Consider the following 14,361-nt stretch of genomic DNA (forward strand, 5'->3'; position numbering starts at 1 on the left):
CCGCACTGCGGCGGCTCCGCATCGCTACGGCTCCGCGCTCCACTCGGTGAGCCGGGCGGCGAGGGCGCGCACCTCGTCGCGCAGGGCGTCCGGCCGGAGCACGGTGAACGGATGGCCGAGGCCGGCCAGCATCATCGCCATCCCGTCGAGGTTCTGTGCCCGGGCCCGCAGCCGGACGCGGCCGTCGCCGCTCTCGGTGAGCGTCCCCGCGGCGGGCGGGATGCGGCGGCGGGCCTCGGCGAGCGTCGTGGTGAGCAGGACCTCCACCTCGTGCGTCCACGGCACCGAGGCCAACGACTCCATCACCCGCTGGACCGGGTCGAAGTCCTCGGGCGGCTCGAACGCCGCCTCGCGCAGCTCGGCCGACCCGATCCGGTCCAGCCGGAACGTGCGCTGCTCGCCGCTGCGGTGGTCCAGCCCGGTGGTGTACCAGCGGCCCGAGTGGAAGACCAGCCCGTACGGGTCGAACTCGCGGTCGGTCGGCACGCCGTGGCGGTCCCGGTAGGCGAGTCGGACGCGGCGCCGGCGGCGGGCCGCCTCGGCGAGCGTGAAGAGCGCGGCCGCCGCCGGGTTCGGACCGGGCGCCGGCGCCGAGGTCAGCCCGAGGGTCTGCTCCACCGCCTCGACCCGCTCGCGCAGCTGCGGGGGCAGCACCCGCTGGATCTTGGCGAGCGCCGACTCCGCGGCCTGCTCCCCCACCGCCAGGCCCGACCGCCGCCCGGCGAGCAGCCCGAGCACGACCGACGCGGCCTCGTCCCCGGTGAGCATCAGCGGCGGCAGCCGGAACCCGGGCAGCAGCCGGTACCCGCCGTAGCGGCCGCGGTCGGCCCGGACCGGGATGCCCAGGTCAACCAGCCGGGCGACGTAGCGGCGGACGGTCCGCTCGTCGACCCCCAGCCGCTCGGCCAGCTCGGCGCCGGTGAGGCCGGGCCGGGCCTGGAGCAGCTCCAGCAGGGCGAGGACGCGGCTGACCGGGTGGTCCAAGTTTTCCCTCAGCTAATCCGGGCGACATCTGTCCGGATCCAATCCTAGGGTCGGAGACGTCAGCGCCACCGCCACCGGTGGGCGGCCCGGGGTGAGGGCTGCCCGAATAAGGAGTGATCCGCCATGAGCACGTTCGTACTGGTCCCCGGACTCTGGCTCGGCGCCTGGGCGTGGGACGAGGTCGCCGGACCGCTGCGCGCCGCCGGGCACACCGTCCACGCCGTGAGCCTCACCGGCCTCGCGGAGCGGTCCGGCGAGGCCGGGCCCGAGGTCGGCGTGGAACGGCACGTCACCGATCTGACCGACCTGATGACCCGCGAGGACCTCTGGGACGTCGTCCTGGTCGCGCACAGCGGCGCGGCCGTCCCGGTGACCGGCGCCGCCGACCGGATGCCCGAGCGGATCCGGCGCGTCGTCTACGTCGACAGCGGCCCGATCCCCGACGGCGCGGCGCTGGCCGACCTCTGGGAGCCCGGATACCGGGCGCAGATGGAGGCCTCGGTGGTGGACGGCCACCGGCTGCCGCTGCCCTCGTTCGAGGACTTCGTCGCCGCCGGCACCAGCATCGACGGTATGGACGAGGCCGCACTGGCCCGGTTCCGCGAGCGGGCGACCGCGCACCCGTTCGCGGCCGTGACCGAGCCGCTGCGGCTGACCGGCGGTGGGGAGACGCTGCCGAAGGCCCTGGTCTCGTGCTCCTTCCCGCTGGAGCAGGTACGCGCCATGATCGCGGCCGGGCACCCGTACTTCGCCGCGCTGGGCGGCCCGGAGTGGGAGCTGCGCGAGCTGGCCACCGGGCACTGGCCGATGTTCTCCCGCCCGGCCGACACGGCGGCGGTGCTGGCGGAGATCGGGGAGCTGCCACAGCGGTGAGGCCCGGGCACGCGGGCGGGCGCGCGCGGGCGGGGCGCGCCCGCCGCCCGGGGCGGCGCGCGGGACCTCGGCGGGCCGCGAGTGGTTAGGCCTGGGTGGCTCCGGGCCGGCGCTCGGCGGCCGGCGGCCGGGTGCGCCGCCGGCGTCGGGCCGTTCCGTCCGTGCCCCGGCGGTTGACCGTCCGTGCCCCGGCGGTTGACCGTCCGTGCACTCGCCCGCGTGTTCGGCTGTGCGGACGGGCACGGACGGCGCAGGATGGGCACGGCGCCGGCCGGCCTCCCCGGCGGCGCGCCGGACCCCTGCCGATCCCGACCGACAGCGAGGGCGAGCCCGCCATGAGCCAGACCCCGACCGGCCCGGACGCCGACCAGGCGTCCACCGAGGCCGCGGCCGCGCCGGCGTTCCGGCGGGTCACCACCGCTGTCGTGACCGGCAGTTCCGCCGACGCCCCGTACCACGTGGAGGTGAAGGCGGGCACCCACCCGCTGACCTCCGACGAGCCGGTGCGGCGCGGCGGTTCGGACAGCGGACCGGAGCCGTTCGCGCTGCTGCTCGCCTCGCTCGGCTCCTGCACGGCGATCACCCTGCGGATGTACGCGGAGCGCAAGGAGTGGCCGTTGGAGTCCGTCCGGGTCAGGCTCGGCTACGAGACGGACGGACGCAACGGCCGGATCGCCCGCCGGGTCGCCCTCACCGGTGCACTCGACGGCGACCAGCGTGCCCGGCTGCTCGACATCTGCGACCGCACGCCCGTCACCCTCGCGCTGCACGCCGGGGTGGCCATCGACACCACGGAGGACCGCGCATGACCACCGCGCCCGAGGAGTACGACGTCATCGTGGTGGGTGCCGGGCCCACCGGGGAGAACGTGGCCGACCGGACCGCCGCCGCCGGGCTTCGGACGGTGGTCGTGGAGAGCGAACTGGTCGGCGGCGAGTGCTCGTACTGGGCCTGCATGCCGAGCAAGGCGCTGCTCCGCCCGGTGGCCGCACTGGCCGGTGCCCGCGGGGTGGCCGGCGCCCGCGAGGCCGTCGGCGGCGCCCTCGACCCGGCCGCCGTGCTGGCCCGGCGCGACTCCTTCACCTCGCACTGGCGGGACGACGGCCAGGTGAAGTGGCTGCGCGACACCGGCATCGAACTGGTCCGCGGCCACGGCCGGCTGGCGGGCGAGCGGAAGGTCACGGTCGAGGGCGAGGACGGCAGCGAGCGGCTGCTCACCGCCCGGTACGCGGTCGCGGTCTGCACCGGCAGCCGCCCGGTGCTGCCGCCGGACGTGCCCGGCCTGGCCGAGGCCCGTCCGTGGACCAATCGGGAGGCGACCGGCTCGCCCGCCGTCCCCGGCCGGCTGGCCGTCGTCGGCGGCGGGGTGGTCGGGGTCGAGATGGCCACCGCCTGGCGGGCGCTCGGCAGCGAGGTCGTGCTGTTGGTGCGCGGCGAAGGCCTGCTCCCCCGGATGGAGCCGTTCGCGGGCGAGCTGGTGGCCGAGGGGCTGCGGGCGGCCGGGGTGGACGTGCGGTTCGGGGTCTCGGTCACGGCGGTCGAGCGGGTGGACGGCGGCGGCGAGGTCACGCTGGTACTGGAGGACGGCGAGCGGCTGGCCGCCGACGAGGTGCTGTACGCGACCGGCCGGGCCCCGCGCACCGCCGACGTCGGGCTGGAGCAGGTCGGGCTGAAGCCCGGCGCCTGGCTGGACGTGGACGACAGCTGCACCGTGCTCGGCGTCGACGGCGACTGGCTGTACGCCGCCGGGGACGTCAACCACCGGGCGCTGCTCACCCACCAGGGGAAGTACCAGGCCCGGATCACCGGCGCCGCGATCGTGGCGCGCGCCCAGCGGCGCCCGCTGGACACCGCTCGCTGGGGCGCGCACGCCGCGTCCGCCGACAGCGCCGGGGCGCCGCAGGTGGTCTTCACCGAGCCAGAGGTGGCGGCCGTCGGCCTGACGCTGGAGGCCGCCGAGCGGGCCGGGCTGCGGGTCACGACGGTCGACCACGACCTGGGCGCCGTCGCCGGCGCCTCGCTCTACGGCGACGACTACCGGGGGAAGGCCCGGGTGGTCTTCGACCTGGACCGGCAGGTGCTGGTCGGAGCCTCGTTCGTCGGCCCCGGGGTCGCCGAACTGCTGCACTCGGCCACCGTCGCGGTGGTCGGCGAGGTGCCGATCGACCGGCTCTGGCACGCGGTGCCCGCCTACCCGACGATCAGCGAGGTCTGGCTGCGGCTGCTGGAGGGCTGCCGGGGCTGAGCGGTCGGCCCGGGGCCGAGGGCCGGGGTAGGGGGCGAGCAGCCTCCGCCGGTGCGGCCCGGCGGCCCGGCCGGCGGACACCGGCGCGGCGAGATGTGGCCCGAGGGGGACGGCGGGAGACTGGCCCGTGGAGGGGGTGTCCCCGGGGGGGCCGTCTTCGCCGACCAGGTGGTGTGTCACATGACCGAGGTGCTGTTGGCCGTCGGAACCGAGAAGGGCCTCTTTCTCGGCCGCAGTCGCGACCGGCTGAGCTGGGAGTTCAGCGGGCCGCACTTCCCGATGAACGCGATCTACTCCGTCTCCGTCGACCGCCGGGAAGGCGGGGTCCGACTGCTGGTCGGCGCCGACAGCAGCCACTGGGGGCCGTCGGTCTGGCGCTCCGACGACCTCGGGGCGACCTGGTTCGAGCCGCCCGAGCCCGCCATCCGCTTCCCCGAGCACACCGGCGCCTCGCTCACCCGGGTCTGGCAGCTCCAGCCCGCCGGACCCGAGGCACCCGGAGTGGTCTACGCGGGCACCGAGCCCGCCGCGCTCTTCCGCTCGACGGACGGCGGCGAGACCTTCGAGCTGGTCGAATCGCTCTGGAACCACCCGCAGCGCCCGGAGTGGGGCGCCGGCTACGGCGGTCAGGGCCTGCACACCATCCTCACCGACGTCCGCGACCCCGAACGGCTGCTGGTCGCGGTCTCCAGCGGCGGCGTCTACCGCAGCAAGGACGGCGGGGCCGGCTGGGAGCCGTCCAACCAGGGGCTGCGGGCGGAGTTCCTGCCCGAGGAGAGCCAGTACCCCGAGTTCGGCCAGTGCGTGCACAAGATCGCCCGTGACGCCGTCAACCGCGACCGGCTCTACCTGCAGAACCACGGCGGCGTCTACCGCAGCGACGACGCCGGCGCGAGCTGGCAGTTCGTCACCGACGGCCTGCCCGCGGACTTCGGGTTCGCCGTCGCCGCCCACCCGCGGCAGGCCGACACCGCCTACCTCTTCCCGCTCGGCGGCGCCGACGACCGCATCCCGCCGGACCGCCGCTGCCGGGTCTACCGCACCGAGGACGGCGGCGAGAGCTGGACCCCGCTCGCCGAGGGGCTCCCCGGCGAGGACCACTACGGCGTGGTACTGCGCGACGCCCTGCGCACCGACGACGCCGCCCCGGCCGGCATCTACTTCGGCAACCGCAACGGCGAGGTCTACGGCAGCCCCGACGAGGGCGAGAGCTGGTCGCTGCTGATCTCCCACCTGCCGGACGTGCTCTGCGTCCGGGCCGCGGTGATCGCCTGACGGACCACCCGACGTGACGGCCCGACCGACGTGACGGGCCGACGGGCCGTGCGGGGCTACGAGCCGTGCGGGGCTACGGGCCAACAGGCCGTGCGGGCAATCCTGTTGATCCCGGAAGGGGTACTCGTCGAGGATGGCGGGCGGACGACTGCCCTCGGAGATCGGACGGACGGCGTGGCTGACGCGGATGCCAACTGGGAGATCGGGCGCGCCCCCGACGGCCTCCCCGTGGTGCGGTACGTTCGCGGTGAACGGGAGGGACGGCCCTGGGCCGACCTCCTGGAGGTACTGGTCCCCGAGGGGCCGACGGCGGATGCGGCCGGCGCAGGTGGCGTCGACCGCGGGGGGAGCACCGCCGACCCGGTCGGGTTCGTGCTGTCGGAGCTGTCCGGCTGGGTGGTCTCGGGCCCGGTCGAGTTCGGCGGGCGGCTGCTCCACCGCGGTGCGAGGACGCTCCGCCACGGCCACACCATGTACCGGGACCTGGCCGGTGATCCTCCTGCCGCCGGTTGGGCGGCGTGGGCCGGCACCCCGCTGCGGAACGGGCTGCGGGCCGTGCCCTGCGACCGCCCGGCCGACGACCTGCTGGCGTCCTGCCGCGCCGCCTACGCCCCCGGCCACCCGGACCACCGCCCCGGCCGCGAGGACGAAGCCCACGAGCGGCTGCACCTCCTCCTGACCGGACAGCTGCCGGTCGGGCCGGTCCTGCCGTCCAGCGCCCTGGCGGTGGACGGCGACGACCGGGTGGTGGCCGGCGCCGTGCTGACCGACTACGACGGCACCCCCTGGCTCTCGGACGTCTTCCGCCACCCGGACCTCGGCTACCCGGGCCTCGGCCGCGACCTGCTGCGCCGTGCCCTGGCCGACACGGCCGCCACCGGCGCCGCCCGGGTCGGCCTGGCGGTGACCGAGGGCAACCCGGCCCGCCGGCTCTACGAGGACCTGGGGTTCCAGGTGACGCGGTCGTCGTTGACCGTCGTCGTGCCCTGACGCCCTGACGCCCTGACGCCTGCCGGCCGTCCGGCCGCCGGTGCGCCCCGGTGACCCGGCGTCCGGGCCGAAGAGCGGCGCGCGCGCCACCCGGACGGGGCGCAGCGCCGGGGCGCGCTACGGGTGCGCCAGCTCCAGCACCGCTATCCCGGCCAGGACGGTGGCACTGGCGGCCATCCGCAACCGGCCCAACCGCTCCCGGAAGACCAGCGTGGCGATCAGCGCGGCGAAGACGATGCTCGTCTCGCGCAGGGCCGCGACGGAGGCCAGGCTGCCCCGGGACTGCGCCCAGACCACCAGCCCGTAGGCGGTCAGCGAGAGCAACCCGCCGACGATCCCGACCGGCACCAGCGGACCGACCCCGACCAACAGGCTCCGGCCGCGCCGGAGCCAGGCGACGAGGGCCATGCTCAGCCCCTGCAACAGGAAGAGCCAGGCGAGGTAGCCGCCGACCGTCCCGGCGTGCCGGACACCGCTGCCGTCCAGCACGGTGTACCCGGCGATCATCACGCCCGTCCCGACGGCCGCCGCGAGTGCGGGCAGCTGCGCCCGCCCGGGTATCCCCTTCGCCAGGGCCAGCCCGAGCAGACCGCAGCAGATCACCAGGACGCCCAGCAGCTCCCCGGGGCCGAGCTCCTGACCGAGCAGCGCGACCGCCAGCAGCGCCACCAGCAGCGGCGCCGAGCCGCGCGCGATCGGGTACACCTGCCCGAAGTCCCCCAGCTCGTAGGCCCGGAGCAGCAGCACCTGGGACGTCACCTGCACCACCGTCGAGGCGATCAGGAACGGCCAGGCCCCCGCCGCCGGTGCCGGGTTGAGGACGACGAGGACGACCGCGCAGGCCGCGTACACCAGGTTGATCAGGGCGAAGCCGACCAGCTTGTCCCGGATCCGGTGGGCCAGCCCGTTCCAGATCGCGTGCAGGACGGCGGCGACGAGCACGACCGCGGGCACGGCCGGCGTGGACGCGGCCGATGCGGCCGACGCGGCGACCGGCACCGCGGTGGGCAGCGCGATCGGTGCCGCGGCGGGCAGCACGAATGCGGGCATGGCGAAGCTCCCCTCCACAGGGCTGGAATCGAATTCCACGCTAACTAGATCCATGGAAGACCGTTCCGAATTCTCGCCGCTGGAATCCCACCTGGCCGCGCACATCCGGTCCCGCCTCGGCGAGCTGCGCGGCACCGAGGCGCGGGTGGCCCAGGTCGTCCTGGAGCGCGGCGGCGACCTGGTGAACCTGAGCGTCAGCGATGTCGCCGAGCTGGCCGGCACCGCGTCCTCGTCCGTGGTGCGGGCCTGCCAGCGCCTCGGATTCCGCGGGTACCAGGAGCTGAAGATCGCCGCCGTCCGGCAGGCCCCGCCACCGGCGCCCTCCCCCGCCGACCGGCGCGACCCGGCCGCCCGGGCGCTCACCGACACCGTCCGCGCCGCCCGCGAGGCGCTGGACGGGATGGCCACCACCCTGTCCGCGGACGACCTGCGCGCAGCGGCCGAGGTGCTGGGCGCCGCCACCCGGGTGGTGGTCGTCGGCGCGGGCCTCTCCGGTGCGGTCGTGCTCGACGCGGCGTACCGCCTGCGCGCCCTGGGCATCCCGGTCGACGCCCCGGCCGATCCGCTGACCGCCCAGCTCGCCGCGGCGCAGCTCCCGCCCACGGGCGCCTGCCTGGCCGTCAGCCACACCGGTGCGACGCAGACGGTCGTGGACGCCGCGCGCCGCGCCCGGGCCACCGGGGCGGCGGTCGTCGCCCTCACCGGCTACGCGCGCTCCCCGCTCACCGAGACCGCCACCCACACCCTCGTCGCCGGCGGGCAGGACCTCGTCTTCGGCCTGGAGACCACCGCCAGCCGCATCGCCCACCTGACCGCGGTCGACGCCCTGACGGCCATCCTGCTGGCGAACCGGGGCGAGGCCGCGGAACGGGCCCTCGACCTCTCGGCCGACGTGACGGCGGACCACGCGTACTGACGCCGGGCGCCGGCGCGGAGGCGTCGGGGCGGGGCGGTCGGCGCCGGCGCCGCGGGCCCGCGCCGCGGCCCCTTCCCGGAAAGCGGACCGGCTGGTCAGAGCCGGTGTGTAGGCTCGCTGGCATGGTGAGGGTGACGCGGGACGACGTGGCACGGGCGGCGGGCACGTCGACCGCCGTGGTGAGCTATGTGATCAACAACGGGCCGCGGCCGGTCGCGGCCGCCACGCGGGCGCGCGTCCTGGCAGCGGTCGAGGAGCTCGGCTACCGCCCGAACCGGGTGGCCCAGGCGATGGCGCGCCGCCGCACCAACCTGATCGGCATGGTCGTGCCGGACGCGCGCCAGCCGTTCTTCGCCGGCCTGGCGCACATGGTCGAGCAGGCGGCCGCCGAGCGCGGGCGGCTGCTGCTGATCGGCAACTCCGACTACGCCGACGAGCGGGAGGCGCACTACATCCGGGCGTTCCTCGGCATGCAGGTGGACGGACTGATCCTGGTCACCCAGGACCCGGCCGTCCCCGGGGTGGCCGGCGTCGAGGCCGCGGACGGCACGCCCGTCGTCCTGCTGCACCACCGGGCGGAGACCGAGTCCGGGGTGGCCGTCGTCGCGGACGACGAGGGCGGGGCACGCGAGGCGGTGCGGCACCTGCTGGAGCACGGGCACGCCGAGGTGCACTGCTTCGGCGGCACCGCCGCGCTCAGCCCCAACGACCCGGTGACCGGCCGTACGGCGGGGTGGGCCGCCGCCCTGGCCGATGCCGGCATCCCCACCGAGGGCCGGCTGACGCACGCACCCTTCGACCGCGTCCGCGCCCACGCCGAGGCGCTCAGGCTGCTGGCCCGCCCCGACCGGCCGTCGGCCGTGTTCTGCGCGACGGACGACCAGGCGATCGGCCTGCTCCGGGCCGCCGACGACCTCGGGATCCGCGTTCCGGAGGACCTCGCGGTGGCCGCGTTCGACGACATCGCCGAGGCCGTCATCGCCGGACCGCCGCTGACCACGGTCGCGACCGCGCAGGTCGAGATGGCCCGGGCCGCCGTCGACCTGGTCCTCAAGGCCAGGGACGGCGAGGACCTCGTGCCGGCGGGTGCGCGCACCTTCCCCGCCCACCTGGTGGTCCGCCGCTCCTGCGGCTGCGGCTGACGCCGCCGCGGCACCGCCCGCCCGGACCGGCACGAGCCGTTCGGGGCGGGCGACTTGACGTCAAGTCGGCTTGAGGTCGGATGCTGGCCCAATGACCGCCGAACCGACCGACCGCATCGTCCGGATCCGTCGCGAGCTCGCCGCGCTGGGCCTCTCCCAGCCCGAGTACTGGATCCTCCGCCACCTCGCCCCGAACGACCTGGGCGCCGACGCGTCCGGCCGCACGCTCGCCGAGCTGAACGCCGCCCTCGGCCCCTATCTGCTGCCGGGGGACGACCTCGCGGCGGACGCGGCCGCCCTCCTCGCCCGCGCCCTGGTCGCCCGCACCCCCGATGCCCGGCTCCACATCACCCCGGCCGGGCTGGCGGCCCACGCCGGGGTCAAGGAGAACCTGCCCGCCATCCGCACCCGCCTCGGCGAGGACGGCCCGGCCTGACTCCCGACCCGACTCCCGAACCGGCCGACGGCCCGACGGCGTCTGCGCCCGGCCCCGCCCGGTCAGCGGAGTTCGTCGGCGAGGAGGTCCATCAGGAGGTTGTCGTGCCAGGTGCCGTCGGCGCCGCGCTCGTACTGGCGCATGGTGCCGACCGGACGGAAGCCGACCTTCTCGTAGCAGCGGATCGCCGCCGCGTTGTCGGCCGCCGGGTCGATGATCAGACGGTGGTAGTGGTGGTCCGCGACGAGGTGGCGGGCGAGGGTGCGGACGGCGTCCGTGCCGAGCCCCTGCCGGTGGTGGACCGGGTCGAGGTAGATGTCGATGCCCGCGTGCCGGTACTCGTCGTCGTTGTTGGCGTACCACTGGATCGCGCCGGCGATCCGGCCGGCCACCACGATCACCAGGGTCTCGGTGTCGGGCTCCTTGAGGTCGGTGGCGACGGCGTCGACGAGGTCGTCGCCGCCCCGCCAGCGGGCGTAGACCTCGGGCGTGGAGCGGATCGCCACGAGGGACGGGATGTCGTCCTCGGTGGCAGGCCGGAGCGTGACGCGGGCGCCGTGCAGAATCGTCCCCATATGGGGCATGTTGGCACGGTGGCGCACGCCCGGCGAGCCCTTTTCCACGCCCCGAACGCCCGGCGGCCGGGCCCCGGGCAGGCCCTCGCGACCGACCTGCGCGGACAACCGACGCCGACGGCCCTCCCGGACGGCCGGCGCGGCCGGCGCACCGCCGGGCGGGCCCCGGCCGGGCGGGGAGGGCGGCGGACCCCCGTCCCGCCGCCCCCGCCCGCCCGGCCGGGAGCGGGTCAGGCGGTCTCGGTGCGCAGGCCGGCGCCGGTCCAGTCCTCGATGCCCTCGCGGTACTTGCGGACGTCGGTGTAGCCGAGCGCGACCAGCCGCTCGGCGACCTGGCCGCTGTTGGGGCAGGCCGGGTTGGAGCAGTAGGTGACGATCGCGGCGTCGCGGTCCGGGAGCAGGGCGGGCGCCAGCCGGTCGACGTCCGCCCGGACCAGCGCGACGGCGCCGGGCAGGTGCTGCTGGGCGTAGTACTCGCCCCCGAGTGCGTCGACGACGGTCACGGAGCCCGCCTCGATCGCCGCCGCCAGTTCGTCCCGGGTGATGAGCGCGGTCATGACGCTGCCTCCTGAGGAGTCGATTCGGACTATAGTCCGGTTATGGCTCACAACGATAACGGACCGCAGTCCGCTTCTGCAATCCCCCCGGCGGGCGGCCCCACGGCGGGCGGCGGGGCGGTGCCGCTGGAACTGCTGCGCACCCCGCCGCCCAGCGAGCGGGCCGATGCCGCGCGCAACCGGGCGGCCGTCCTGGAGGCCGCCGCCCGGCTGTTCGCCGAGCACGGGGTGGAGGCGGTCTCGATGGACCAGGTGGCGGCCGCGGCCGGGGTCGGCAAGGGCACGCTCTTCCGCCGCTTCGGCGACAAGGCGGGCCTGGGCGTGGCGCTGCTCGACGCCCGCGAGCGCACGCTCCAGGAGGCGATCCTGCGCGGTCCCGCCCCCCTCGGGCCGGGCGGGCCGGCGACGAGCGGGCCGGCGGGTGGGGCGACGAGCGGGACGGCGGGCACGCCGCAGGCCCGGCCGACCGAGCGGCTGGCCGCGTTCGTGGACGCCTACCTGGACTACCTGCTGGAGCACCTGGACCTGGTGCGGATGTCCGAGACGGCCAGCCGGGGCGCGCGCTACCGGGTGGGCGCGTACCGGTTCTGGCACCGGCACACGGCGATCCTGCTCGCCGCCGCCGGTGCGGCGGACCCCGAGCACGACGCGCACGCGCTGCTGGCGGCGCTCGCGGCCGAGCACGTGGCGGCCCTGCTGCCGGAGCTGGGCGAGGAGCGGATCCGGGCGGGGGCGGTCGCGCTCGCCGGCCGGCTCGCGCGGTAGGGCCACCGGCCCGCGCAGCGCACGGCCCCGGGAGCCACCCGCCCCCGGGGCCGTAGGACGGTGCCGGTCCGTCAGGCGTGCACCGGCCGCACGCAGCGAACCCGACCGGCCGAACCCCGGGCCGGTTCCGGACCGGACTCCGAGTCGGACTCCGAGTGGGACTCCTGGCCGGGTTCCGCCGCCGACTCCAGCTGGAGTGTCGCGTGGGCGATGCCGAAGTGGTCGGCGACGCAGCCGCGGAGGCGGGCCAGGAGGTCGGCCGGAGCGCCGTCCGTCACCACGTGGGCGGTGAGGACGGGCATGCCGGAGGTGATCGTCCAGGCGTGCAGGTCGTGGACCTCGCGCACGCCGCCCTCGGCGAGGAGGTGGCTCCGCAGCTCGGCGAGGTCGACGTCCTCGGGCACGGCCTCCAGCAGGACGCGCAGGGCGTCCCGGCCCAGCAGGTAGGCGCGGGGAAGGATCATCACACCGATCAGGAGCGAGGCGATCGGATCGGCGTACTGCCAGCCGGTGAGCTGGATGACGACGGCGGCCGCGATCGCCGCGACCGAGCCGAGGGCGTCGCCGAGCACCTCCAGGTAGGCGCCGCGCAGGTTGAGGCTGTGGTCCTTGCCGCCGCGCAGCAGGGCGACGCCGACGAGGTTGGCGGCGAGGCCGACGAGGGCGACCGTCAGCATCAGCCCGCCCTGCACCTCGACCGGTCGGCCGAAGCGCTGGACGGCCCGGGAGGCGACCCAGGCGAAGACGCCGATCAGCAGCGCCGCGTTGACCAGCGCGACCAGGATCTCCAGCCGGTAGTGGCCGAAGGTGCGCCGCAGGGTGGGCGAGCGCTGCGCGACCTGCACGGCGAGCAGGGCGAGCGTGACGCCGGAGAGGTCGGTCAGCACGTGCCCGGAGTCGGCGAGCAGCGCGAGGCTGCCGGAGAGCAGGCCGCCGATCACCTGGAGGACGAGGACGCCGCCGGTGACGGCGATGGTCAGCAGCATCCGGCGGCGGTAGGCGCCGCTGACGGTGGCGGCCGTCGGGGCGGCGTGGTCGGCACCCATGTCAGTGCTCCTCCCGGGCAGCGGCATGAAGGGCGGGGGCGTCGAGCGCGGGGGCGGCCGCCGGGTCGAGGGGCGGCACCGCCGCGAGGAGGCCCCGCAGGGCGTGGGCGAGGCGCTCGTCGGCCAGGTGGTAGCGCGTCCGGCGCCCCTCGGGCTCGGTGCGGACCAAGCCGCAGTCGCGCAGGCAGGCGAGGTGGTTGGAGACGTTCGCCCTGGTCAGCCCGAGCTCGTCGGCGAGGTCGGCCGGGTAGTGCGGCGCGTCGAGCAGGGCGAGCAGGATGCGGCGCCGGCTGGTGTCGGCGAGGGCCCTGCCGACCCGCTCCATGGCCGCCTCCTGCGCCTCGGCGGGGAGGTGCGGGTTCCGGGCGTTCCCGGCGGTCGGTTCCATGGGTCAACAGTACAGCTGAAACTGAATTCAGTGAAGGCTGAACAATCGGCCAGGGCAGTTGCGAGCCCGATCCACCCCCCGGGCTGGCAGCTGCGATGACCCCGACTGCCGACCTGACCTGCGGCTTTCCCTGCCACTAGGGTTGATCACGGCACGATCGGGGACCCGCATTCCATGATCGAAAGAACGAGGCAGCACCCATGAGCCTGAGCATCCGCAACCAGCTCCCCGGCACCGTCACCGCCGTCACGACCGGCGAGGTGATGGCCACCGTCAAGGTCCGGCTGGCGTCCGGCCAGGAGCTCACCGCGGCGGTCACCGTCGACGCCGTCCGGGACCTCGGCCTCGCCGAAGGCAGCACGGTGCAGGCGCTGGTGAAGTCCACCGAGGTCGCGCTGGCCACCGGCGCGGTCGACGGGCTGAGCATCCGCAACCGGATCCCGGGCACGGTCGCCGAGGTCGCCACCGGCGGCGCGATGGCCGGGGTGAAGGTCGAGGTCGCCGACGGCGCGCTGACCGCCGCGATCACCGCCGACGCGGCGGCCGAGCTCGGCCTGACGGCCGGATCGCCGGTGGTCGCACTGATCAAGTCGACCGAGGTCTCGCTCGCGGCCGCCTGAGCGCCCCGCACGAGCCGCCCCTGCGGCAGACAGGGGCGGCTCAGCAGGCCGGTTCGCCGACCTGCCCGAGCCAGACCGCCGTCACCCCGCTGACGTAGCGCGCCCCGCAGCGGTCGTCGGGGACGACGAGCTGCGGTCCGGCGTCGTCCAGCGGCGCGTCGTCCATGCTGGTGGCGAGCAGGATCCGCTGCCCACCGAAGTCCGGGTCGATCTCGGCCCAGGAGACGACGGCGCGGTGCCCGTCGGCGCCGCTGACCGACAGCAGGAAGCGCAGCCGCTGCTTGCGGCCGGTGAAGTCGATCCGCGGGCCGGCCACCCGGAGCACGTCCAGCAGGGCCGGCCCCTCGAAGCCGTGGTGCTGCTCCCCCTCGGTCAGGCAGTCGAAGCTGACGGCGACGCGGTGGGCGGGAAGGGCGCGCAGCTGCTCGACGGTCAGCTCGGCAGGCCGGTCGAGGTCACCGTGCAGCCGGACCCTCACGGATGCTCCCATGCCCCACGC

At 75.9% G+C, this 14,361-nt stretch carries 17 protein-coding genes; 10 read left to right on the plus strand and 7 right to left on the minus strand.

The annotated features are described in order from the left end of the window. Positions 1-24: 24 nt before the first annotated feature. A complete protein-coding gene (locus RMN57_RS10335; RefSeq protein WP_313763089.1) occupies positions 25-984 on the minus strand; it encodes a YafY family protein in 960 nt (319 codons plus the stop codon). Between the two features lie 123 nt (positions 985-1,107). On the opposite strand from RMN57_RS10335, the gene RMN57_RS10340 reads away from it, so the two are divergent. The 5 genes from RMN57_RS10340 (at position 1,108) to RMN57_RS10360 (ending at position 6,367) form a co-directional block, all read left to right on the plus strand. After that, the gene (locus tag RMN57_RS10340; protein WP_313763090.1) at positions 1,108-1,857 is read left to right on the plus strand and encodes an alpha/beta fold hydrolase; all 750 of its coding nucleotides are present in this window, start codon (positions 1,108-1,110) and stop codon (positions 1,855-1,857) included. A 335-nt stretch (positions 1,858-2,192) separates the two neighbouring features. Beyond that, a complete protein-coding gene (locus RMN57_RS10345; protein ID WP_313763091.1) occupies positions 2,193-2,666 on the plus strand; it encodes an OsmC family protein in 474 nt (157 codons plus the stop codon). Next, positions 2,663-4,102, plus strand: a complete 1,440-nt coding sequence (locus tag RMN57_RS10350) for an NAD(P)/FAD-dependent oxidoreductase (protein ID WP_313763092.1) — start codon at positions 2,663-2,665, stop codon at positions 4,100-4,102. The genes RMN57_RS10345 and RMN57_RS10350 overlap by 4 nt, the downstream gene beginning before the upstream one ends. A gap of 180 nt (positions 4,103-4,282) precedes the next feature. Continuing rightward, the gene (locus tag RMN57_RS10355) at positions 4,283-5,377 is read left to right on the plus strand and encodes an exo-alpha-sialidase (RefSeq protein WP_313763093.1); all 1,095 of its coding nucleotides are present in this window, start codon (positions 4,283-4,285) and stop codon (positions 5,375-5,377) included. 174 nt (positions 5,378-5,551) lie between these two features. Beyond that, positions 5,552-6,367 (plus strand): GNAT family N-acetyltransferase, encoded by an 816-nt coding sequence (locus tag RMN57_RS10360; protein WP_313763094.1) that lies wholly within the window; start codon positions 5,552-5,554, stop codon positions 6,365-6,367. 117 nt (positions 6,368-6,484) lie between these two features. On the opposite strand, the gene RMN57_RS10365 is transcribed toward RMN57_RS10360, so the two are convergent. Further along, entirely contained in the window at positions 6,485-7,417 is a 933-nt protein-coding gene (locus RMN57_RS10365; RefSeq protein WP_313763095.1) for an EamA family transporter, read from the minus strand. A 52-nt stretch (positions 7,418-7,469) separates the two neighbouring features. Here RMN57_RS10365 and RMN57_RS10370 point away from each other — a divergent pair, with 52 nt between their 5' ends. The 3 genes from RMN57_RS10370 to RMN57_RS10380 all read left to right on the plus strand — a co-directional run bounded on the left by RMN57_RS10370 (position 7,470) and on the right by RMN57_RS10380 (position 9,911). Beyond that, the gene (locus tag RMN57_RS10370; RefSeq protein WP_313763096.1) at positions 7,470-8,333 is read left to right on the plus strand and encodes a MurR/RpiR family transcriptional regulator; all 864 of its coding nucleotides are present in this window, start codon (positions 7,470-7,472) and stop codon (positions 8,331-8,333) included. 122 nt (positions 8,334-8,455) lie between these two features. Continuing rightward, positions 8,456-9,475, plus strand: a complete 1,020-nt coding sequence (locus RMN57_RS10375) for a LacI family DNA-binding transcriptional regulator (RefSeq protein WP_313763097.1) — start codon at positions 8,456-8,458, stop codon at positions 9,473-9,475. Between the two features lie 91 nt (positions 9,476-9,566). Further along, positions 9,567-9,911, plus strand: coding sequence for a hypothetical protein (locus RMN57_RS10380; RefSeq protein ID WP_313763098.1), 345 nt, complete (start codon positions 9,567-9,569; stop codon positions 9,909-9,911). A 62-nt stretch (positions 9,912-9,973) separates the two neighbouring features. Here the strand turns inward: RMN57_RS10380 and RMN57_RS10385 are convergent, their stop codons facing one another. After that, positions 9,974-10,486, minus strand: coding sequence for a GNAT family protein (locus tag RMN57_RS10385; protein WP_313763099.1), 513 nt, complete (start codon positions 10,484-10,486; stop codon positions 9,974-9,976). A gap of 230 nt (positions 10,487-10,716) precedes the next feature. Then, positions 10,717-11,043, minus strand: a complete 327-nt coding sequence (locus RMN57_RS10390) for a rhodanese-like domain-containing protein (RefSeq protein ID WP_313763100.1) — start codon at positions 11,041-11,043, stop codon at positions 10,717-10,719. A gap of 42 nt (positions 11,044-11,085) precedes the next feature. On the opposite strand from RMN57_RS10390, the gene RMN57_RS10395 reads away from it, so the two are divergent. Next, positions 11,086-11,808 carry a helix-turn-helix domain-containing protein gene (locus tag RMN57_RS10395; RefSeq protein WP_313763101.1) on the plus strand — a complete coding sequence of 241 codons (723 nt, stop codon included), beginning with the start codon at positions 11,086-11,088 and terminating at the stop codon, positions 11,806-11,808. Positions 11,809-11,879: 71 nt separating this feature from the next. On the opposite strand, the gene RMN57_RS10400 is transcribed toward RMN57_RS10395, so the two are convergent. Next, positions 11,880-12,854 carry a cation diffusion facilitator family transporter gene (locus tag RMN57_RS10400; protein WP_313763102.1) on the minus strand — a complete coding sequence of 325 codons (975 nt, stop codon included), beginning with the start codon at positions 12,852-12,854 and terminating at the stop codon, positions 11,880-11,882. 1 nt (position 12,855) lies between these two features. Beyond that, complete coding sequence (locus RMN57_RS10405; RefSeq protein ID WP_313767772.1) at positions 12,856-13,179, minus strand: metalloregulator ArsR/SmtB family transcription factor; 324 nt, start codon at positions 13,177-13,179, stop codon at positions 12,856-12,858. Positions 13,180-13,442: 263 nt separating this feature from the next. Between RMN57_RS10405 and RMN57_RS10410 the strand changes: the two genes are divergently transcribed. After that, positions 13,443-13,862, plus strand: coding sequence for a TOBE domain-containing protein (locus RMN57_RS10410; protein ID WP_313763103.1), 420 nt, complete (start codon positions 13,443-13,445; stop codon positions 13,860-13,862). 40 nt (positions 13,863-13,902) lie between these two features. Here the strand turns inward: RMN57_RS10410 and RMN57_RS10415 are convergent, their stop codons facing one another. Further along, entirely contained in the window at positions 13,903-14,352 is a 450-nt protein-coding gene (locus RMN57_RS10415; protein WP_313763104.1) for a molybdopterin-dependent oxidoreductase, read from the minus strand. Between the last annotated feature and the right edge of the window lie 9 nt (positions 14,353-14,361).

This window comes from Kitasatospora sp. CM 4170 (assembly GCF_032110285.1).
GTDB classification, from domain to species: domain Bacteria; phylum Actinomycetota; class Actinomycetes; order Streptomycetales; family Streptomycetaceae; genus Kitasatospora; species Kitasatospora aburaviensis.